This window comes from Halomonas sp. AOP25-F1-15, from assembly GCF_052378675.1.
In the GTDB taxonomy this organism is placed as follows: Bacteria; Pseudomonadota; Gammaproteobacteria; order Pseudomonadales; family Halomonadaceae; genus Vreelandella; species Vreelandella casei.
Genome location: NZ_JBQSXV010000001.1, coordinates 419445 through 440124 on the forward strand (window position 1 = coordinate 419445; position 20680 = coordinate 440124).

Annotated in this window: 20 protein-coding genes; 13 read left to right on the plus strand and 7 right to left on the minus strand. The window is 52.2% G+C overall.

Going from position 1 to position 20680, the window contains the following annotated elements:
* Positions 1 to 100 precede the first annotated feature (100 nt).
* The 6 genes from ACT3TF_RS01840 (at position 101) to ACT3TF_RS01865 (ending at position 8240) form a co-directional block, all read left to right on the plus strand.
* Positions 101 to 1315: an aspartate aminotransferase family protein gene (locus tag ACT3TF_RS01840; RefSeq protein WP_096278710.1), complete on the plus strand. Its 1215-nt coding sequence runs from the start codon at positions 101 to 103 to the stop codon at positions 1313 to 1315.
* 38 nt (positions 1316 to 1353) lie between these two features.
* On the plus strand, positions 1354 to 2418 hold the full coding sequence (locus ACT3TF_RS01845; RefSeq protein WP_444671568.1) for an arginine N-succinyltransferase: 1065 nt from the start codon (positions 1354 to 1356) through the stop codon (positions 2416 to 2418).
* On the plus strand, positions 2418 to 3449 hold the full coding sequence (astA, locus tag ACT3TF_RS01850) for an arginine N-succinyltransferase (RefSeq protein ID WP_444671456.1): 1032 nt from the start codon (positions 2418 to 2420) through the stop codon (positions 3447 to 3449). Before ACT3TF_RS01845 ends, astA begins: the two co-directional genes overlap by 1 nt.
* 50 nt (positions 3450 to 3499) lie before the next feature.
* Positions 3500 to 4972 (plus strand): succinylglutamate-semialdehyde dehydrogenase, encoded by a 1473-nt coding sequence (gene astD, locus ACT3TF_RS01855; protein ID WP_444671457.1) that lies wholly within the window; start codon positions 3500 to 3502, stop codon positions 4970 to 4972.
* Entirely contained in the window at positions 4969 to 6324 is a 1356-nt protein-coding gene (gene astB, locus ACT3TF_RS01860) for an N-succinylarginine dihydrolase (protein ID WP_444671458.1), read from the plus strand. Before astD ends, astB begins: the two co-directional genes overlap by 4 nt.
* Before the next feature lie 398 nt (positions 6325 to 6722).
* A complete protein-coding gene (locus ACT3TF_RS01865; RefSeq protein ID WP_441684631.1) occupies positions 6723 to 8240 on the plus strand; it encodes a Na+/H+ antiporter NhaC family protein in 1518 nt (505 codons plus the stop codon).
* Between the two features lie 96 nt (positions 8241 to 8336).
* Here the strand turns inward: ACT3TF_RS01865 and ACT3TF_RS01870 are convergent, their stop codons facing one another.
* The gene (locus ACT3TF_RS01870) at positions 8337 to 9254 is read right to left on the minus strand and encodes a DMT family transporter (protein WP_444671459.1); all 918 of its coding nucleotides are present in this window, start codon (positions 9252 to 9254) and stop codon (positions 8337 to 8339) included.
* An 84-nt stretch (positions 9255 to 9338) separates the two neighbouring features.
* Between ACT3TF_RS01870 and ACT3TF_RS01875 the strand changes: the two genes are divergently transcribed.
* The 6 genes from ACT3TF_RS01875 (at position 9339) to ACT3TF_RS01900 (ending at position 14506) form a co-directional block, all read left to right on the plus strand.
* A complete protein-coding gene (locus ACT3TF_RS01875; protein WP_096278725.1) occupies positions 9339 to 9827 on the plus strand; it encodes a MarR family winged helix-turn-helix transcriptional regulator in 489 nt (162 codons plus the stop codon).
* A gap of 186 nt (positions 9828 to 10013) precedes the next feature.
* Positions 10014 to 10715 carry a 5,6-dimethylbenzimidazole synthase gene (bluB, locus tag ACT3TF_RS01880; protein WP_441684636.1) on the plus strand — a complete coding sequence of 234 codons (702 nt, stop codon included), beginning with the start codon at positions 10014 to 10016 and terminating at the stop codon, positions 10713 to 10715.
* A gap of 115 nt (positions 10716 to 10830) precedes the next feature.
* Positions 10831 to 11304, plus strand: coding sequence for a GNAT family N-acetyltransferase (locus ACT3TF_RS01885; protein WP_096278729.1), 474 nt, complete (start codon positions 10831 to 10833; stop codon positions 11302 to 11304).
* A 39-nt stretch (positions 11305 to 11343) separates the two neighbouring features.
* Positions 11344 to 12753, plus strand: a complete 1410-nt coding sequence (locus ACT3TF_RS01890) for an amidase (protein ID WP_441684640.1) — start codon at positions 11344 to 11346, stop codon at positions 12751 to 12753.
* Positions 12754 to 12783: 30 nt separating this feature from the next.
* Entirely contained in the window at positions 12784 to 13011 is a 228-nt protein-coding gene (locus ACT3TF_RS01895; protein WP_441684642.1) for a hypothetical protein, read from the plus strand.
* A complete protein-coding gene (locus ACT3TF_RS01900; protein WP_444671461.1) occupies positions 13004 to 14506 on the plus strand; it encodes a sodium:solute symporter family protein in 1503 nt (500 codons plus the stop codon). The genes ACT3TF_RS01895 and ACT3TF_RS01900 overlap by 8 nt, the downstream gene beginning before the upstream one ends.
* Positions 14507 to 14674: 168 nt before the next feature.
* On the opposite strand, the gene ACT3TF_RS01905 is transcribed toward ACT3TF_RS01900, so the two are convergent.
* The gene (locus ACT3TF_RS01905) at positions 14675 to 15727 is read right to left on the minus strand and encodes an SPFH domain-containing protein (RefSeq protein ID WP_444625239.1); all 1053 of its coding nucleotides are present in this window, start codon (positions 15725 to 15727) and stop codon (positions 14675 to 14677) included.
* A gap of 2 nt (positions 15728 to 15729) precedes the next feature.
* Positions 15730 to 16224 (minus strand): nodulation efficiency, NfeD-like protein, encoded by a 495-nt coding sequence (locus ACT3TF_RS01910; RefSeq protein WP_444625240.1) that lies wholly within the window; start codon positions 16222 to 16224, stop codon positions 15730 to 15732.
* Positions 16225 to 16346: 122 nt separating this feature from the next.
* Here ACT3TF_RS01910 and copM point away from each other — a divergent pair, with 122 nt between their 5' ends.
* Positions 16347 to 16781, plus strand: coding sequence for a CopM family metallochaperone (gene copM / locus ACT3TF_RS01915; RefSeq protein WP_444671462.1), 435 nt, complete (start codon positions 16347 to 16349; stop codon positions 16779 to 16781).
* Positions 16782 to 16946: 165 nt separating this feature from the next.
* Here the strand turns inward: copM and ACT3TF_RS01920 are convergent, their stop codons facing one another.
* From ACT3TF_RS01920 to ACT3TF_RS01935, 4 genes are all read right to left on the minus strand, one after another.
* Entirely contained in the window at positions 16947 to 17912 is a 966-nt protein-coding gene (locus ACT3TF_RS01920; protein ID WP_444625242.1) for a tetratricopeptide repeat protein, read from the minus strand.
* A 72-nt stretch (positions 17913 to 17984) separates the two neighbouring features.
* Positions 17985 to 18530 (minus strand): hypothetical protein, encoded by a 546-nt coding sequence (locus ACT3TF_RS01925; RefSeq protein ID WP_444671463.1) that lies wholly within the window; start codon positions 18528 to 18530, stop codon positions 17985 to 17987.
* 63 nt (positions 18531 to 18593) lie between these two features.
* Positions 18594 to 19292 carry a hypothetical protein gene (locus ACT3TF_RS01930; RefSeq protein ID WP_444625244.1) on the minus strand — a complete coding sequence of 233 codons (699 nt, stop codon included), beginning with the start codon at positions 19290 to 19292 and terminating at the stop codon, positions 18594 to 18596.
* A gap of 391 nt (positions 19293 to 19683) precedes the next feature.
* The gene (locus tag ACT3TF_RS01935; protein WP_444625245.1) at positions 19684 to 20673 is read right to left on the minus strand and encodes a tetratricopeptide repeat protein; all 990 of its coding nucleotides are present in this window, start codon (positions 20671 to 20673) and stop codon (positions 19684 to 19686) included.
* Positions 20674 to 20680: the final 7 nt, after the last annotated feature.

Below are 20680 nucleotides of genomic sequence, written 5' to 3' on the forward strand. Positions count from 1 at the left end.
CGTGGTTATTCATAATTCCCTGTCACATTGCTGAAAGCAGATAACCACGTCAGCGCCTTATACTGTTTTTACCCCATTATTCTATTGGAGAGTTTGCCCCATGAGCACCATCCCAACTCGGCAGGATTTTGATCAATACATGACGCCTAACTATGCACCGCAGCAGATTATTCCGGTGCGTGGCGAAGGTAGCCGACTATGGGATCAGCAGGGGCGTGAATACATCGATTTTGCCGGCGGTATTGCGGTGAACTCGTTAGGCCACTGTCATCCTGTGCTGGTTAACGCGCTTAAAGAGCAGGGTGAAAAACTTTGGCATCTCTCCAATATCTATACCAATGAGCCAGCCCTTAAGCTTGCTAAAAAACTGGTAGAACGCACGTTTGCTGACAAAGTCTACCTTTGCTCTTCAGGAGGGGAGGCGAACGAGGCCGCGCTGAAGCTGGCTCGTCGCTACGCGGTAGATCACCACGGCGAAAAGAAAGACAAAATCATTTCCTTCAATCAGTCCTTTCATGGCCGCACTCTCTTTACGGTTAGCGTTGGCGGTCAACCCAAATACTCGCAGGGCTTTGGCCCGATTCCTGGCGGCATTTTGCACGCTGAATTTAATGACCTGGAAAGCGTTCGCGCCTTAATGGGCGACGATACCTGCGCGGTGATGGTTGAGCCAATGCAGGGCGAGGGTGGCATTCTGCCGGCGAGCCCCGCATTTTTGAAAGGCCTGCGCGAACTGTGCGATCAGCACAACGCCCTGCTGATTTTTGATGAAGTGCAAACCGGCGTTGGTCGTTGCGGGACACTTTACGCCTACGAGCGCTATGACGTGACACCGGACATTCTCACTAGTGCTAAGTCGCTAGGCGGTGGTTTTCCGGTAGGAGCGATGCTGGCAACTGATAAAGTCGCCAAGTCATTAGCCTTTGGCACCCATGGCTCAACCTACGGCGGTAATGCGCTGGGGTCTGCCATCGCGTTGGCGGCAGTTGAATTTATCGATACTCCAGACGTTCTAGCAGGCGTGCAAGCGCGCCACGATCTTTTCCGTGAGCATTTAGAAACCATTAATCGCAAGCATGGCGTGTTTAAAGAAATACGCGGCATGGGGCTGTTGATCGGCGCCCAAATGTCGGATGCTTTTGAGGGCCGCGCTAAAGAGATTCTGCCGCTGGCCATTGAAGAAGGCTTAATGGCGCTAATCGCTGGGCCTAACGTACTGCGTATGGCGCCTTCGCTGGTGATTCCTGAGGCAGATATTGTTGAAGGTATGGCGCGCTTAGAGCGTGCCATTGAGCGGCTTGTTACCACAGCATGAGTGAGCCACAGGCCGCGTTAACCGAGGGGGCGTCGAGAATGCTGGTAGTGCGACCCGTTAAGGCGACGGATCTCAACGCATTGGAGCAGTTAGCTGAGCAAGCCGTGCCTAAGCTAACCAACCTGCCTGCTAACCGTGAGCGACTTGAGGAGCGCATTGCGCGCTCTTTGGATGCGTTTAGTGGTGACGTTGAGTTTCCTGAAAATGAGCACTATACCTTTGTGTTAGCGGACGATAGCCGGGAGGAGGTGCTGGGTACGGCCACTATTCGCGCCCAGGCTGGCGCCAGTGAAGCCTATTACACTTATCGTCAAGAAACGCTGATTCACGCCTCCCAGCAGCTCAACGTGCGCCGTGAAGTGCAGACACTCGCGCTCTCTCATGAAGTGTCAGATGCCACCTTGCTGTGTGCTTTTTCGCTTAACCCACGCTACAAGGGCACCAGTGCAGAAAGCCTGCTACGCCGGGCGCGGTTGATGTTTATTGCTCAGTACCCCGAACGCTTTTCGCGCATTCTAGCCGTGGCATTTCCAGGCTATTTGGATACCCACAGCGAATCGCCCTTTTGGGAGAGTGTAGGACGGCACTTTTTTGCCCGTAGTTTTCAAGATATTAATCACGTGGCGGGAGTGCGCTCGAAAAGCTTTATCGCTGAGGTGATGCCTCAATTTCCACTTTATTTGCCGCTGCTTACGCCTCAAGCGAGGGCCGCGATTGGTCGCGAACATCCGGCTCATGAAGAGGCGCTACAGGAGATGTTGGCGGAAGGCTTTGTGCGCTCTCGTCACGTGGACATTTTCGACGCCGGGCCGATTGTAAAAGCGGAGCGCGAGCGGCTGGAAACCTTTCGTAGCGCCGCTTGGCACCCGGTACGCATTCGCCCTGAACATGCGCTGCCCGATGCTGAGCCGGCGATGGTCGCCAATCAAAAACTCGGCGAGTTCCGCTGCATTGTGTCGCGCTATGCGCTCTCGCCGACGGGTCAGCTAATGCTGTCTCCTGAGCACGCTGAGCGGCTGGGTGTCACCGAAGGGCGAGCGGTGCTTGCCGCGCCGTTGACATTACCCACCGCGGTAGACGCGCTTGATGAAGGAGAAATGTAATGCGCATTCGACCCATTGCCCGTGAAGATTTGGATGGGCTTCAGGCGCTTGCGCAGCAGGCAGGCGTTGGCTTTACCTCATTACCGGATAATCGTGAATTCCTCGCCGGTAAAATTGAAGCCGCCGCCAGCGCATTTGAAGAACGCACGCCGGTAGACGATCGGCTCTACTTCTTTGTATTAGAAGACGAAGAAAATGGCGAACTCGCCGGCTGTTGCGCGATTGAGGGTCAGGTGGGTCGTGAAGTGCCGTTTTATAACTATCGCCTAGGTGCGTTGGCACACTCATCCATCCAGCTTGATTTGCATCGCACTATCGATACGCTGTTTTTAAGCTCCGACCACACTGGCGATGCAGAGGTTTGCTCACTGTTTCTGCGTCCTGAGTATCGTGGCGAAGCGAATCGTCACTTACGCAATGGCGCGCTGCTTTCCAAGGCTCGGTGGCTGTTTATCGCTCAATTTCGTGACCGCTTCCCGCAAAAAGTGCTGGCGGAAATGCGCGGCGTGTTCGATGAGAACAATACCAGCCCTTTCTGGGAGAGCCTGGGTAAGCACTTTTTCCCGATGGACTTCAGTGAAGCTGACCGCTTAACCGGTTTGGGCCAGAAGAGCTTTATCGGCGAGCTGATGCCACGGTTTCCTATCTATACAACGTTCATGGCCGAAGAGGCGCGAGCCTGCATTGGCCAGGTGCATCGCCATACTCGACCTGCGCTAGAAATGCTCAACAAAGAAGGGCTGCGCTGGGAAGGCTATATCGATATTTTTGATGGTGGCCCGACGGTAGAGGCGTATATCGACGACGTGCGAGCGGTCCGCAACTCGCGGCTGTGCCAGGTAGACGTTTCATCTGGCGCCCCGCAAGAGAGCGTCAGCCGCTGGCTGGCGTCGACTATCCAAATGCTCAATTTTACTGCCAGCTGGATAGGCCGTGCGCCCACGCATGACAACATCATTGTGCTTAGTGAGCAGGAAGCAAGACGACTAGGCGTCACCACCGGTGACTTCGTTCGCTTACTGGAAACCTAAATCCTACAAAAATAAGCACGGCATAAGTTTGGTAACGTTAGGAGAGAACGATGCACGCTCAACAGCAGCAATTGATCAACGGCGCCTGGGTAGCCGGTGAAGCAGACACGTTCGCCAAGCATGATCCCATCTCGGCTAAGCAGCTGTGGCAGGGCGCATCGGCATCTAGTGAGCAGGTTGGCGCCGCGATTAACGCCGCACGGGGAGCGTTTCCTAGCTGGGCGCGCACGCCCGTTACTGAGCGTCAGGCACTGGTCGAGCGGTTTGCCGAGATTTTAAAAGCGCGTGGTGAAGATCTTGCCCTGGCGATTGCCTCTGAAACCGGCAAGCCGCTCTGGGAGGCCCGCACCGAGGCCGGAGCGATGGTGGGTAAGATTGCCCTGTCGATCAGCGCATACCACGAACGCACCGGTGAGCGTGAAAAATCAGTGGGTAGCGCTAAAGCCGTTCTACGCCATCGCCCCCACGGTGTCATGGCAGTATTTGGCCCGTACAATTTCCCCGGTCATTTACCTAACGGCCATATGGTGCCTGCGCTGCTAGCGGGTAACTGCATCGTTTTTAAACCTAGTGACCAAACCCCGCTAACGGCTGATCTCACGCTGCAGTGCTGGCTAGAAGCCGGGCTGCCTGCGGGCGTTATAAACTTGGTGCAGGGTGGCGTGGCAGTCGGACAAGCGCTGGCTGCGCATCCCGGCATTGATGGCCTGCTGTTTACCGGCAGTGCCAACGTTGGGGGCATGCTACACAAGCAGTTCGCCGGGCAGTTGGATAAAATTCTCGCGCTGGAGCTAGGCGGTAATAATCCCCTGGTGGTTAAGGATGTGCCCGATCAGCGCGCCGCCGTGCTGGCTATTCTACAGTCGGCCTACCTTTCCGGTGGCCAGCGCTGTACGTGTGCTCGTCGATTGGTGGTGCCCTTGGGTGACGTTGGCGACCGCTTAATCGAAGCGCTCTCAGAGGCTATTACCAAGCTGCACGTGGCGGGCCAGTTTGACGAAAATCCTGCGCCATTTTACGCCGGTTTGGTTAGCGTGGCTGCCGCGGACGGGCTGCTAAAAGCTCAGGACGCGCTGGAAGCACTGGGCGCCACGGTCATCAATCGTATGCAGCGGCTTCAGGAGGGCACCAGCTTGCTGAGCCCTGCGCTTATCGACGTGACGGGACTGGACGTTCCTGATGAGGAGCACTTCGGGCCGCTACTCAAGATCCATCGTTACCACGATTGGGATGAGGCACTTGAGCTTGCTAATAATACCCGTTATGGGCTCTCTGCCGGTCTGATTGGCGGTGATAAAGCCGATTGGGACGACTTTTTACTGCGTATCCGTGCCGGGATTGTGAACTGGAATCGCCAAACGACCGGGGCTTCTGGCGATGCACCTTTTGGAGGCGTGGGCGACAGCGGCAATCATCGCCCCAGTGCTTACTATGCGGCGGACTACTGCGCCTACCCCGTCGCGTCCATGGAAGCTGACACCTTGGAGATGCCCGATACCCTGCCGCCGGGAGTCATCCTATGAGCACCGCTGCCATCAGCAATGTCAGAGAAGTCAATTTCGACGGTTTGGTTGGCCCTACCCACAATTACTCTGGGCTTGCGGTAGGTAACGTTGCCTCGATGAGCCATGGCGGCTTGGTGTCGAACCCCAAAGAGGGCGCGCTGCAGGGCCTGCTGAAAATGAAGTCGCTGATGGATGCAGGCTACGCTCAGGGCGTATTGCCACCTCAGCAGCGGCCTGATATCGGCGCGCTGCGTGATTTAGGCTTTAAGGGTAGCCACCGTGAAGTGTTGGCTCGCGCCGCCACCGAGGCCCCGCATTTGCTGCGCGCCGTTTGCTCCGCTTCCAGCATGTGGACGGCTAACGCAGGCACTATTACGCCCAGCCGGGATGCATGGGACAGCCGAGTACATTTCACTCCGGCGAATCTGCAGTCCAGCTTTCATCGTTACCTCGAACCACAAACCACGGGCCGCGTACTGCGGGCGATTTTTCACGATGAGCAGTATTTCGCCCATCACCCGGTGTTGCCCGCCACGCCTGATTTTTCCGATGAAGGCGCGGCCAACCATACGCGCCTTTGCGGCGAGCATGGCGAGCCGGGCGTTCATCTGTTTGTCTATGGCCGCCAGGCGTTTGGTGGCGAGCGTCAGCCAGCACGCTTTCCGGCAAGACAGACGTTAGAAGCTAGCCAAGCGGTGGCTCGCCAGCACGGCCTGACGGAAGCTCAAACGGTGTTTGCTCAGCAGCACCCGGACGCCATCGACGCAGGCGTTTTTCACAATGACGTGATTGCCGTCGGCAATGGCCCTGTACTGCTGTATCACGAAATGGCGTTTTTGGACGAAGAGGGGACGCTAGATGAGCTGCGCGCCAAAATGTCGACGCCCTTGATTCCCATACGCGTACCTCTCGATGCCGTCAGCATGGAAGATGCGGTAGCTTCCTATCTGTTCAACTCACAGCTGCTGTCTAATCCAGACGGTACTATGACGCTGGTCGTACCCAGCGAGTGCCAGGAGCGAGAAGCGGTCTGGTGCACGCTGCAAGGTTACCTGCTGGCGGGCAATAACCCGATCAGTGACGTGATCGTGAAAGACGTCAAGCAAAGTATGCGCAACGGCGGCGGACCTGCCTGCCTGCGTCTGCGCGTGGTGTTATCAGAAGCAGAGCGAGCAGCGCTTACCAGCCGCGTGCTGCTGACCGATGCGCTGTACGGCGACCTTACTGCTTGGGTCAATTGTCATTACCGCGACCGATTAGCGCCCGATGATCTTGCCGACCCGCAGCTTGCAGAAGAATCGCTAACGGCATTGGATGAACTGACGCAACTGTTGCAAATTGGCTCGGTTTATCCATTTCAGTTGGGGTAGGAAGAACGCTGTTAACAGCAAGCCGAAACGCCAAGGCGCTGCCTTGGCGTTTTTTATTGATGTACTTGGATACGGTTAAAATACTGCTTTTAGGTAACCGTTTTTTGTAAATAAAGAGTTGATTTTGTTTGTTTAATAATAGATATTGCGCATAAAATTTTTAGCAGAAAAGCACTGACGAATCTTGGGCTAAAACCCTTTCTACTCTATTTTGTCTGGGGCTGTATCCCAGCTGGAGTTGGGGCGCTAATCTCGTGCGCTTTACAGCTCTCATATTGCGTATGTTCACGCACTCATCGCCAGAATACATTGATCCTCTGAGCTAACGTCACTCGCTGCTCGAAAGAGCCTCGCGCTGCGTACACGATATGCTTTCAATCCATTAGGAGAAGAATAATATGGAAAATATGGGGTTCATTTCTCTCATTCCTCCAATACTGTCCATTGTGCTAGCCGTCCTGTTTAGAAATGTCATCGTCTCCCTTTCTGTAGGCATCTTTGCGGGATTAATGATGCTTTCTGGTGGAAACCCGATTGCTGCCACAACAAGCACCATTCGTGATTACGTAACGCCTCAGCTTACCGATAGCTACAATGCTGCTGTTATTGTCCTGTTATTTTTCATCGGAGGATTCGTTTCACTAGTCGAGCATTCGGGGGGCGGCGCAGCTCTTGCTAGCCGGACTATTCACTATATTAATACCAAGGCAAAAACTCAGATCTCAGCGTGGATGGGGGGGTTAATAATATTCTTCTCAGATATGGGTACACCTTTAATTGTGGGCCCTGTTTTCGAAAAAATATTTGATAAAGTCAAAGTCTCACGAGAAAAACTGGCCTGGATTCTTGACTCTACTTCCTCCCCAGTCGCCATCTTGATTCCCTTTATTGGCTGGGGAGTTTACGTTATGGGGCTCATTCGGGAAGAGTTTAATCATCTCGGGATTAATACCTCTGAATTTACAGCATTCGTGCAAACGATACCCTTCCAGTTCTATGCAATTTTGACGGTACTGGCCGTTCCGACGGTTGCTCTCGCGCGTATTGATTTCGGTGCCATGAGACAGGCGGATCAGCGCGTTAGAGAGACAGGCCAACTATATTGGCCCGGTTCAACTCCCTTACGTAAAATTGATGCTCAGCTTAATAGTACGGGTGTAGAAAGCCACCCATCTCTTATCTGGCTTCCTCTCAGCGTACTGTTCGTGACTCTATTTAGCCTTTTGGTGTCAGCTGGATTTCCTTTCGAGTCGGTCCCTGGCAGTGACTTTAGAGTCGCGCTGAGCACGGCCTATTTGTTTGCCGCTGTCGTGCTTATGAGTTTGATGATTTATTTCAAGGTAAAACGTCTTGGCGATATTTTTGATATCTATATTTCAGGTATGCAGAAAATGGTCAGTGTAGTACTAATTCTAGTGCTTGCATGGGCACTAGGATCGCTACTCAAAGAGATGGGAACCGCCAACTATATCGTTGATCTTATGAAAGGCAACGTACCGCCCTTTATTGTTCCGGCTGTTATTTTTCTCTCGGCCGCAGGCATGTCCTTCGCTACTGGAAGCTCTTGGGGAACCTTCGCTATTATGCTTCCCCTGGCGATTCCTATGGCAGCTGGTTTAGAAGCACCCATTATCGTAAGTATTGCTGCCGTCTTGTCAGGAGGCATCTTTGGCGATCACTGTTCGCCCATTTCGGACTCGACCATTTTGGCATCAACGGGCGCTGGTTGTGATCATATCGACCATGTCAGAACACAGCTTCCCTACGCATTAACTAATGGTGGTATTGCCCTGGTTTCATTTGTAATAGCAGGTCTCACTGAGAGCAGCTTGACCGTATTAATCAGCGTGTTTGCAATGATTGCTACCTTTTATACGTTATCTCGGGTTCAAAAAAATCTTGTGCTAAAGCATTAAGCCAATAGGTCGTGCCGCTAATTGGCCAATACACGCTACTGCGCTGACAATAAGTCTTGGCTCAGGTGCGCTCTAAAGTGGATGGTGACTTCGAGGTTACTGCCTGACCTTGCCAATATTAAGCAGGGCAATTCCGGTACCAATCAATACAATGCCTAACAGCAAGCCTTCGGGGGCAGTTTCGCCTTGCAAAAAAATTGCGACCGGTACGCCTACTACGGCACCCACCGAACCCAGTAAACTGAGTAGCACCGGTCCGCCGCTTTTCTGAAGCAAAAAGAGCAGTAAGAACTGGCCTGCGAACACTACGGATTGAAGCGCGATCAGTAGAAACGGAAGGCTTTGCTCGGTGGGTATGCTAAGCGAGAAGCCGGGCAGCAAACCGACACCGAATAGGATAACAACTGCGGCGATTAACATGCCGGGGGCCAGCGCATCGCCAGAGACACCCGCTGGCCAGCGCAGTGTCCTATAAAGATTGCCGATCGCCAACAGTACTGGCCCCGCTAGCGCCAGGAGAATCCAGAGATAATCGGCATCCGGCGTGGAAAGCTTGTGAGCCGCTAAGGTGACGGCGCCTGCAAGGGCTGACAGCACGCCCGCCGCCCGCATTACCTGAAAGCGTTCCAGCTTTAAAATCAGTGCGCCAATGTAGGTGAGCAGTGGCGGCAGAGTAATGGTTAAGGCAACGAATCCTGCGCCGATATGCGGAATGGCGGAGAAAAAGATCAGGTTAGACCCCGCTACCCCCACAAACCCGGCCACGAAGTAATACTCAAGGGTGCGTCCCGTGATAGGTGGCAAGTTGCGGCGGAGTGCGGAGATTGTAATTAATATCAGCGCTGCGCCGATGATCGACCAAAATAAAAAAGCGAGTGCTGATAGCTGCCTTTCACCCGCCAGCTTGGCTAAATTGGTCGATAGGCCCAGCAAGGCACCGCCGGACAATAGGTATGCCAGTGGGGCTAGCCAAGCTTTTTTGGATTGAGTCTTGGGATCTGTAGGTGATGTCATTCGCATATTCTCAACGTTATATCTTGATATCAAGATATTTGTGAAGAGTCTTGACGTCAAGATAAAAAAGCGCAAAATGCAGACATGGATCATGTAGACAGCATTCTCAAACAGTGGCAGAAAGAGCGCCCCGATCTCGACGTGGTGCCAATGGGTACGCTTGGGCGGATTAAGCGGCTGAATCACTACTTAATGCGTGCCATGGAAAAGACATGGTCGAGATACGATCTGAATGGTGCCAGTTTCGATGTAATGGCAACGCTTCGCCGTGCGGGCGCGCCCTACGCGCTATCCCCCGGGGATTTGATGGCGTCCACGATGGTGACATCGGGCACCATGACGCACCGTATTAACGTGTTGGAAAAAGCTGGATTAATAAAACGGGTCAAAAACCCCGACGACGGGCGAGGGTTTTTGATCTCGCTTTCCCGGCAAGGGCTCGAAGTGATCGATGAGGCCGTGACTGCCCACGTAGAGACGCAGGCACAGCTAGCCGCTGCCTTAACCGATGAGCAGATCGCTCAACTTGATCGCTTATTGAAGCAGTTCTTAGTGGGTTTTGAGCAGCAGTAATAGCCAACATATTCGTATGCTAATCGTTATTTAATGTGAGCGTTAAAGTAACAACTTCTATCACGCTCCATTGCTTTTAAGTGCCTAAAGATGGCGTCGCTTTACCTCGACGATGGCGGCTAAGCTGACCTCGTGTAGACTCTTCACTGTCTACACAATCGATCAGCAAAAGGCCCGACCAGCGCCATGACCCATTCGAACCACCATTTTTCCGATGCTGAGCAGCGTGGGCTGTACCGCGCTATACATGAGCGGCGCGATGTACGCTCGCAGTTCCTGCCTGATCCTATCCCACCAGAAATACTCGCGCGTCTTCTTAAGGCCGCCCACCATGCGCCTTCAGTGGGATTTATGCAGCCTTGGGATTTCATCGTGATTGAAAGCCGAGACGTTAGAAAATCGGTACTGGCGATGTTTGAGCAGGAGAATCAGAAGGCTGCCGAGCAGTTTGAGGGGGAGCGCAATGAACGTTACCGCGGTCTTAAGCTACAGGGCATTATGGAGAGTCCGCTTAATCTTTGTATTACCTGCGACCGCAGTCGGGGCGGCCCTAATGTGTTAGGACGCAATAGCATTCTAGAAACCGACTTATTTAGCACCTGTTTAGCCGTGCAAAACCTTTGGTTGGCGGCGCGGGCCGAAGGGGTTGGCGTCGGTTGGGTGAGTATCCTCGATCAAACGCAGCTGAGTGCTGCCCTCAAACTTCCTGATCATGTGTATCCAGTGGCGTACCTTTGCCTTGGCTATGTGAGCGAGTTTTTAGATCAGCCAGAACTTGAAGCGAAAGGGTGGCGCTCGCGACTGCCGTTAAGCGAGTTAGTGCACAGCGATAGCTGGGGCCAGCCGCTGACGGATAGCCAACTTGACGCAGCGCTGAGTGAACCGTGATAGCGCTGGTGATCGCTGCTTGGCTCTCTCTGTACTCTGACCTTGGCTTCCTATAGCGGGGTGTCTCATTAGCCGCTATTGTATTCGTTCTTGCTTAATAAGGTAGAGGCAGCTAATGCACGATATTACTCTTCAGCGTCTCAGCGCCGACGACCCCAATATTCCGATCGTGGCAAGGTGGACCTTTGGCGCCTGGGGGCATTTGCACCCAGGGCTTACGTTGGAAGAGGCTATCGAGCTGACAAAAGCTGAATGCGGTAGCGCAGCGGTACCTTCTATTTTCGTCGCGATGAATGGGGAGTTGCCTGTCGGCACGGCCAGTCTGGTTGCCGATGATATGAGCATTCGCAGTGAACTGACTCCGTGGCTAGCCTCCGTATTTGTGGTACCCGAATGGCGGGGTAAGGGGATTGCTTCTGCCTTAGTGCAACGCGTAGAAGCCGAGGTGCTTGAGAGCGGTATGGAGCACTTTTATCTGTATACCCCTGATCAGCAGGCGCTTTATCGGCGTTTGGCTTGGCAAGAGGAAGAAACGCTTGAGTATCGAGGTGAAACCGTCACGCTGATGTCACGGCAGCTTGCGCAGTGACATCGCGACAGTTTTATAACAACAGCAATAGGTGATGCTATGCCTGAATTACATCAACTGACGGCGACGCAACTTTTGGACGGCTACCGAGCCCGTTCCTTCTCCCCAAGCGACGTGGCGGGTGCACTGATTGAACATATCGCCACGTGGGAGCCGCACATTAATGCGCTCTATGCTTATCAACCTGATGCATTCATTCGCGCCGCCAAGGCTTCTACTCAGCGCTGGGCCAAAGGCCAGCCAAGTGGGCATCTGGATGGTGTGCCAGTCACCTTAAAAGAATTAATTGCAACGCAAGGCATGCCCGTGCCCGGAGGCACAGGGCTTGGCGAGCAGGCGATAGCTACCGAGGATGCGCCAGCAGCGACACGCTTAAATGAAGACAATGCTCTGCTGCTGGCAAAAACGACATGTCCTGACTTTGGCATGCTCTCATCAGGTCTTTCGTCATTTCATGGTTTAACCCGCAACCCATGGGATTTAGCCTGCAATACCGGCGGTTCTAGCTCAGGTGCCGGGGCAGCCGCTGCCGCGGGGTTTGGCCCGCTGCATGTGGGGACTGATATCGGTGGCTCCATACGCCTGCCTGCAGCCTGGTGCGGCGTAGTGGGGTTTAAGCCCACGCTAGGCCGTGTGCCCATTGATCCGTATTATGTGGGCCGCTGTGCAGGGCCAATGACGCGCAGCGTAGAGGACGCCGCGCTAATGATGACTGTGCTCGCTCGCACAGACCGTCGCGATGCAATGCGCTTGCCCCCAGAAAAGATCGATTGGGCCGACTTAGCGTTAGACCTTCATGGCCTGCGCGTGGGTGTAATGATGGAGGCGGGCGGTGGGCTGCCTCTGGATGAAGAAATTCGCAACTACGTAGAGCAGGCTGCAAAGCAATTAGAAGCCGCTGGCGCAACGCTGGTTCCCCTCGCGCCAGTGCTGACACGTGAAATGCTGGATGGACTAAATCACTTTTGGCAGGGTCGTCAGTGGGGCGAGTTGATGAAGCTCTCGGCTAAAGAACGTGAGCAGGTGCTGCCCTCGATTCTCGCCTGGGCAGAGGGAGGGGCTCGCTTAACGGGTGTCGACGCGGTGCAAGGTTTTCAGCAAACCATGGTGATGCGCCGCGCGACAGAAGCCGTGTTTGATAAGGTAGATGCGGTGATTTCACCCACGACGCCCAATATCGCATTTCCAGCAGAGTGGTCATCGCCTACGAATGATCCATCCCAGCCGTTTGAACACATTTTCTACACCGTGCCATGGAATATGGGCGAGCAGCCGGCGATCTCACTTAATGCCGGGTTTAGCCGGGCAACGACTTCCTTCAATATGCCTATTGGCGTTCAACTGATGGGCCCCCGTTTTGCTGATCATTTTGTTTTAAAGCTAGCGAAACAGTTGGAAGACCGATTAGCGTTACCCATGCGGTGGCCAACACTGCCGGCCGTGAATTGATGTCATTCAATAATGAATAAGGGGATATCGATGAGACGCTTGATTGTGCTGCCTACCTCCAGGGCGGGCTGGTGGCTGTTAGTCGCTTTTGTGGCGCTGGTGTTAGCGGGCACATGGCCAGTGATTGGCTGGGTGAACCGCGCAACGCTGGTGATGGGGTTGCCGCTCATGGTGGTGTGGAGCTACCTGATTATTTTTGCCTGCGTGGCCGTCATGCTCGTTGGCAATCATATTGTAGAGAGAGACGATCATGAATAGCGTTTGGCCTCTGCTGATTACCTTAACGTATGTGGCTATCGCGATGATCATTGGCCTGCGTGCTCGCAATGGGTGTGCCAACAATGCCGATATGAACAGCCTAGAAGAGTGGGGCGTGGCAGGACGCAGCATGGGGCCGGTCACGTTATATCTGCTGATTGCCGCCGGGAGTGTCAGTGCTTACACCTTCATGGGCGCGCCAGGATGGGCCTATTCCAAAGGCGTGGCGGTGTTTTACGTAGCGATCTACCTCGCTTATTTGGCGCTGATAGCCTGGTATTTCGGGCCCAAGGTGTGGCAGTTCGGTGAGCAGTTTGGCCACGTAACCCAGGCAAGCGCGATTGCTGACCGTTATCAAAGCCCAGCGCTGGGCGCTTTAGCGGCGTTAGTGATGGCGATTGGCTCTGTCGCTTATGCGGTACTGCAAACGATCGGTTCGGCGTACATTTTGTTCGTAATGAGCGGAGGGATGATCCCCATTTGGCTGGGTGTGCTGTCAGTGCTGGCCTGTATTGCGGTCTACCTTTACGCCAGCGGACAGCGGGCGATTGGCCGTACCAATGCGTTTCAGGGCGTGCTCATGCTAATCGTTGCCTGGGCGGTTGGTTTGTGGGCGGTTCATAGCGCTACCGGAGGGCTGAGCTTTGCGGGCGTATTCGAGCGCATTCAAACTGAACACGGTGAGTTTTTAACGCTGCCGGGGGCGGGCGGCGATATGAGCTTTAGTTTTTGGACGACCTCAATCATCGTTTCAATGTTCTCGTTTATGCCGCCGGTATGGACCCAGTGGATGAGTGCTTCATCAGCGCGCACTATCCGCCGTAGCGCGACCTGGCTGCCGACCTATTATGTGGTGATATTGCCCATGGTAGTGGTGGGCTTTATCGGTATTTTCTCGCTGCCAGAGTTGGCCCGCGCTGATACGGTTGCCCTGGAATACGCGATGCAGCACCTGCCCGTTGTACTAGTCGGATTACTGGGGGCAGGCACCTTGGCGGCATCGATGTCTTCAAGCGAGCCGTTTATTCACTCGGTGTCGCTGTCACTTAGTAAAGATGTGCTTCAACCGGTGTTAAAACTCTCTGAAGGGGCGACTGGCAAGCTCGCACGGCTATTAATTCTACCCATCATGTTTCTGGTGGTTGCCCCATTGGCTATTGCTGAGCCGGGTAGTTTGGTGATGATTCTGTTAGTGGGGCTAGGGTTTGCCTCCCAGGTATTACCGGCGTTCATTGGTATGTTTTTCTGGCCGCGGGCTTCTCGTCTGGGTGTGATGGCTGGCATTGTGGCGGGATTTTTAGTCACCGTTGCGTTTACAACGCTATGGCCGCATCCGCTGGGCATTCATGCAGGCTTCTGGGGGCTAATGATCAACCTGCCAGTCTTTGTGGCTGTGTCTTTAATCACCCCAGCGACCAATGCCGAGATAGTTGAGCGCTTTTTTCGTATTGCTGCGCCGCGTGGTTTTACTAGGCTTGGGGGCGCGAAAAAATAGCCACGGGCAATGGCATTTACCATGATGAATGCATCCGTCAAATGATGGCGCCAAAGTCTCACCGGTTTGGCTATAACCCTTCATACTACCAACAAAAAGCCGGTTCACTCGTGAACCGGCTTTGCAGTATTTCTAAAGGATTTTTTTAATCATCTCGTGATGCAAAAATCAATTAACGCCTGCCGCGCCGCCGACTATGCCGCTACGAAAGTCGTTGTTACTGCCACTGCGGTTTTTGAGATGATTAGACACGGTGTCTTCAGGTGAGCCTGCCATTTCCCGGAACATGCCCATCGAGCCCAGCAGCGCCGACGATTCATAGGGTACGAATACTCGCTCGCCGTCTTTTGCCATGTTGGGTAATACTTTGATGTAACTCTGGCCGAGTAGATAGCCTACTACGGTCCGCTTGTTTTCTTCACTGTCGCCAATGGCGCTAAGTACCAGCTTGATCGACTCCTGCTCGCCCTGGGCGCGCAAAATTGCTGACTCTTTATCACCCTGAGCATTGAGGATGGAGGACTCTCGCTGCCCCTGAGCCATGGCAATCGCCGCTGATTTTTCACCCTCAGCTTCGGTGACGGTAGCACGGCGTTTACGCTCAGCGGCCATTTGCAGGCGCATGGCGGTTTCAACTTCTTCCGGCATGGCGATATCCTGCACTTCAACACGAGATATTTTTATACCCCACTTAGAAGCGGGTTCTTCCATTGCCGCTTGAATCTCATTGTTCACTTCCGCGCGGGATTCGAACAGCTTATCCAGCTCCATCTTGCCGACGACTGAACGCAGCGTTGTCTTGGCCAGTACCTCAACCGCCTGGCTCATATTGACAACCTCGTAGACGGCCCGTTTAGGGTCGATAATCTGGTAGTAGAGCGCGCCATTAATACGCACCGTCACGTTATCTGTCGTCACCACCGGCTGGCCTGGGAAATCCATGACCGTTTCGCGGCGGTCGATCCGGATTTCGTCGGTGGTGATCGCGGTGTATTCATCACCGAGTTTGCGATAGCGCAGCATAGTGATGGCGCGGGGTTGTTCGATAAACGGGATAATAATGTTAATACCACTTTCCAATACGCGATTGAACGACCCAAGCCGTTCCACCACCATTACTTCAGATTGGCGGATAATGATTAAGCCTTTAGAAATAATCACGACCGCGATCGCAACAACAATTAGGCTTATTAATAAACCTGGGCTAATAGGTAAATCCATTGTTAGGGTTCCTTGCGTTGTGAGTTGTCTTCTTGAGGGGCAATGTCTGCAGGCTGATATAGCGTGACCAAAGCGGTAGTACCTTCAAAGCGCCTAAATACTACCGTTGTGCCGTTGGGGAACTCGATTTCACCAGTATCAAGATCGCGTAACCGGTAGAAATCGCCGTTTACTTTAATGCCGGTGGCATCATCAAAATCACGGCGCAGGGTCGTATAGTGATTGCCTTTCTCTACGCCAGTTCCTGTTGTCCCGTAGGCGACTCCGCGGGGTGAAAAGCGCGGACGAATGACCATAACGCATAGCGGTAGCAGCACCCCGGTAAAAATAGCCATGCTAAGCAGTTGCCAGGGGAGCGTTAATCCCAGTGCTGTAACGGCCGCCGTTAGCGCCGCGGCAATACCCAGTGCAAGCAGCACCATCGCGCCAGAAGTAAGCTCTGCCAAACTTAATAGTAGGGCGAGTACTAGCCAGCTGTAAGCCGGGTTCCAGTCCATGTGCTCTCCAATGCTATTTATCGGTAATGCTATACAGGGTAACCCACTTGGCACATATTGACCTGTGGGCAGCCTTTAGGTTTTAAACTTTAATTACCACTATTGCCCAAAAGAGCATTGCTATGCCGATTTATGCGAACACCCCATCGTCCACATCACGACCAGTCTCTGCCTTCAAAATGGTTCCAAGCCTATGTGTTGTAGCCGGGGTGCTGATGGCGCCGTCTATTTATGCCCAAGAGCTAGGTCACCATGGAGGCCACGGCGACCAAAGAGATGCTGCTCACGCCCATCAGGACAATCCTGCTATAGCTGCTTATAAAGCCGCCAATGATCAAATGCATGAAGATATGGCTATGTCGTTTACTGGCGACCCAGATGTGGATTTCGCACAAGGCATGATTCCCCACCACGAAGGCGCGATCGCCATGGCTGAAATTGTGCTGGAGTACGGCGAAGATGAAGAGATTCGTCAACTGGCCGAGGAAATTATTGCCGCTCAAGAGAGTGAAATTGCGTTCTTAAAAGAGTGGCTTGAGGAAAACGGGCAGCAGTAACAGGCACTTTAAACATCGCGGCAGATCGTTAATTCAGCCATGTTGCTATCAGATGTCTTTGGCGGCCTGGGCTACTTCATCCAGCGCCCAGGCCGAAGGCAATAACAGCGTAGCGAGTGTCAGTCCTACCAGTGTGGTCAGTAGATTTGGTCGTTTTTAATACCGTTAGGGCCCAAAGAACTTCATTGGAAAATAGGAGAGAGGTGGTTCGCGATTGAGCCACTCTCCCATCATGCGTTCACCTTCTTCGCGCTGTTCCGGGGTTATCTCATCACTGTCGCCGAAATAGCTTAGTGCGTTCTCGATATGTATGTTCGGCGCTTCTTCATTAACGGCAAGAAGAATGGCCCAGCCTTTAGCGGGATTTCTCTCCGTCTGGCACATGCCGTTTTTCTCTTCATCAGGCTCTATATAGCAATAAGCAAGCCATTGTCTAGCATTGATATGCCCAGCCTCAGAAGCCCTCACCATCCACTGCCAAGCCTCGTCATCATGGCCCTGGTCATGTAGAAAACGCGCCAAGCTACTCATGGCACGTGGATAACCCAATTCCGCTGCCCTACGATATAACTGCTCTGCTGCGTTCAGGCGCTCAGTATCGTCTGGATAGCCTGCACGGCCATCGCGGACTCGCCCTGCCAGCTTGAATTGTGCTTCCACGTTTCCTGCTTCAGCCGCTTTTTCCAGCCAATACTGAGGCTCAGCATCGTACCCTTGGGTGGCATAAAGCGGGTAGAGCGCAAACATTGCATTTGTGTTGCCTGCTTCTGCTAGAGGCAGGGCATCTGCAATTGCTGCTTCGACCCAGTCATCACCATCGTCTGGGCATATTTGTTGCTTTTCACATGCATCATGTAAGAGCAGCATGGAGTAGAGTTCGCCCTGCTGCGCGGCACGGTAGTACCACTCCTGCGAGTGGCTCGCTTCACCAAGATAAAACATTGCGTCTATGTCGCCCGCTTCTGCCGCTATTTCTAAATAAGGAATGCTCTCTTCGCGCTGAAGGGCATTGTAGAGCCTCATACCTTCATCTTTAGCAGCTTGCGCTTCTTTGTCCAATGCCCAGGCGGAAGATAACGTTAGCGTAGTTAACGTTAATCCTACCAGCTTAGCTAGCGTAGTTAGTCGCATAGTTAACACCATCATGCCTTCACCCTTCTTCACGTTGTTCAGACTCGATTAATAGAGCGCTTGCTATTTAATTTAATCTTGTGGGTGAATCCAGTATGAAATAATCCGGTCTTCTTCATAATCATAACTTAATTTCATTTCATAGATTCTGTGAAATCTGTCTAATGACCAAAACCATACCTTATTTGAATATTCACATGTCAATTTTTGTCTAGATTGGTAAGATTCTTTACACTCCTTTATATGCATTTTTTTCCAGTTAATGCGAAGGTTTTTGGCCATCCAGTTAAGCTGTATTATTTCATCTTCAATCCACTCTCTTGGGTCAGTGGTAGTTCGGCTAGTTTCCGAATAAGATGGCCATGCACCATCAAAATCCATTTGGAAAGGCTGATCGTTTTCATCGAATTCGTTTTGTTCCAAATAAGCCTGACGATATATCTCCCTATTGTGAGATGAAAGCAAGTACAATGTCGCTTGCTCATGATCCTGATCCTTAATGGCTTCTATGAAACTGACCATGGTGGGGGGCGGGGGAGGTCCTTTCGGTTGCATGTATAAAAATATTGATACCAAAAACGCCGCTAATATGGAAAAAGTAATGGCTTTGACTTTCATGTTTTAAAGAGCTCGCTTGTTAAGCGCCAATCAGAAGTGGTTAGCGCAAGATGCTTTACGGTGTTATGATGAATAAAGTTCTATTCTAAATCGACGTAATTCAGTCTCTACAAGCCTTTTTCTTGCTTCCTCATTATCACAGCTTACTGTACTGCATATATTCTCATTTAAATTATACTGAGAAATTTTGTCATGAGCTTCTAATGAGATGCTTTTGGAGGCTTCGATATCGTCTTCATGATAATATGCTTTAGCAATTTCAAGCTGGACGATTGCTTTGCTGAGAGAGTTAAGGAGATCAGGAAGGATTGCCTTTGCTTCTTCAATATTCCCTTGTCTAGCCAGAGAAATTCCATGACTTTCCAAGCGATGATTTCGAATTTCTGGTGTAGAAATAGCACTAATTATAATAAGTTTTACTTGGTTTTCAGAGAGCTCTTCAGATGCTCTATCCTCTAGTGAAAGTGCCTCTGAAAGTATATCTTCGGCCGATTGACCAGACGAAAAAGTAGGATTTTCGAGAATCTCTTTCCCTTTCTTCGTAGCCGCATACCGCGTACGAATTCTTTCAAGCTTGTACCTCGCTTGGCTATAAACAGCAAGTTTGTCGCTGATAGAAGCGTCATTTTCCAGCGCGTCTATTTCCGTTATATCCTCCATTAAAGACTTATAAAGACGGTTTGCTTCACGCTCCTCCTTTGAGCATCCTGACAAAAGTAAAAAAAGAAATAACATGATGATAAATTTTATCGAAGCTTTCATTTATTTCACATCCTTGATGCTGTCTATGTTTAGAGAGTTTTAAGTAACAATTGACATCTCAACATGTCCTTGCTCAGGTTCAGTTTGTGTATACTTGCATGCTTTCAATACTTATATTGCTGCTGTGGATTCTGGGGGGGGTTATAAACCCGCCTCTACAATTCGTCGAAGCGATACTTCAGCAGAACACAAATACCCACTTCATCACCGTTTTCTGCTGCGATCTCAAGCGGAGGTTGCATCTTTTCCCACTGGTGGATACCTCACAGTTGCATGCCTTCCTCTTTGGCGGCTTGTGCCTCTTAATCCAGCGCCCAAGCCGCAGGCAATAACAGCGTCGCGAGTGTTAGTCCTGACAGTGTGGGCAGTAGGTTTGATCTTTTCGGTAACATTACGGGCCAAACTTCTCGGGGAACTGCGATAGCGAAGGCTCTTTTGTTAACCACTCTTCTTTAATAGCTTCGGCTTCATCTAATTGATCTTTGCTAAGTTTAGACTTAAAGTTATCTAGAAGTCCTTTCACCATTTCAAGATTCGCTTGTTGCCTTAAAGCAGACAAAATCCCTACACCTTTGACAATGTCTTTATTATTCTGACATAGCGCATCCCTTTCAGGCTCTAGATAGCACCAGCCAACTCCTAAACGTGCATCAACATGTCCTTTATCGGATGCTAGCTGCATCCATCTCCATGCCTGCTCAGGTTGTCCTAACTCCATAAAATTAAGAGAAAGGTTGTGAATGGCGGGCACGTAACCAAGCTCAGCTCCTTGGTTAAACCAATACTCCGCAGCTTCCAGGCGCTCAGTATCGCTGGTGTAACCCTCTTCGTCGTTGCGGGCTATCTCTCCGAGCAAGTTCATGGATTCCACATGGCCCGCCTCGGCGGCGCGCCGTAGCCATTTCATCGCTTCGTCTTCATCGGGGTCTTCAACGTAGTAATAAATATCGTACAGCGCGGCCATGGCGTCGGGGTCGTCTGCTTCGGCCTTGGGCAGCGTGAGCTCCAATGCCGCCTGGGGCCAGTCATCGCCATTTTCCGGGCAGACGTCACCCAGCTCGCAGGCCCCACCATCAAACAGGCGCAGCATGGCGTGGGGGTCACCATGTTGGGCGGCTTGGTGATACCACTCTAAAGCTGCTTGGTTCATCCCCATATGCCGTAAACGGTTCACTTCGCCTAGGTAGTACATCGCTTCGACATCACCCGCTTCTGCTGCTTGCTCTAAAAAAGGCGTACTGATAGAGCGTTGATGAGTATTGTATAAGCGCATCCCTTCATCTTTGGCGGCTTGTGCCTCTTCGTCCAGTGCCCACGCAGAAGGTATCATAAGCGCTGTGAGTGTCAGTCCTGCCAGTGTGACCAGTAAGTTTGATCGCATAATCTCA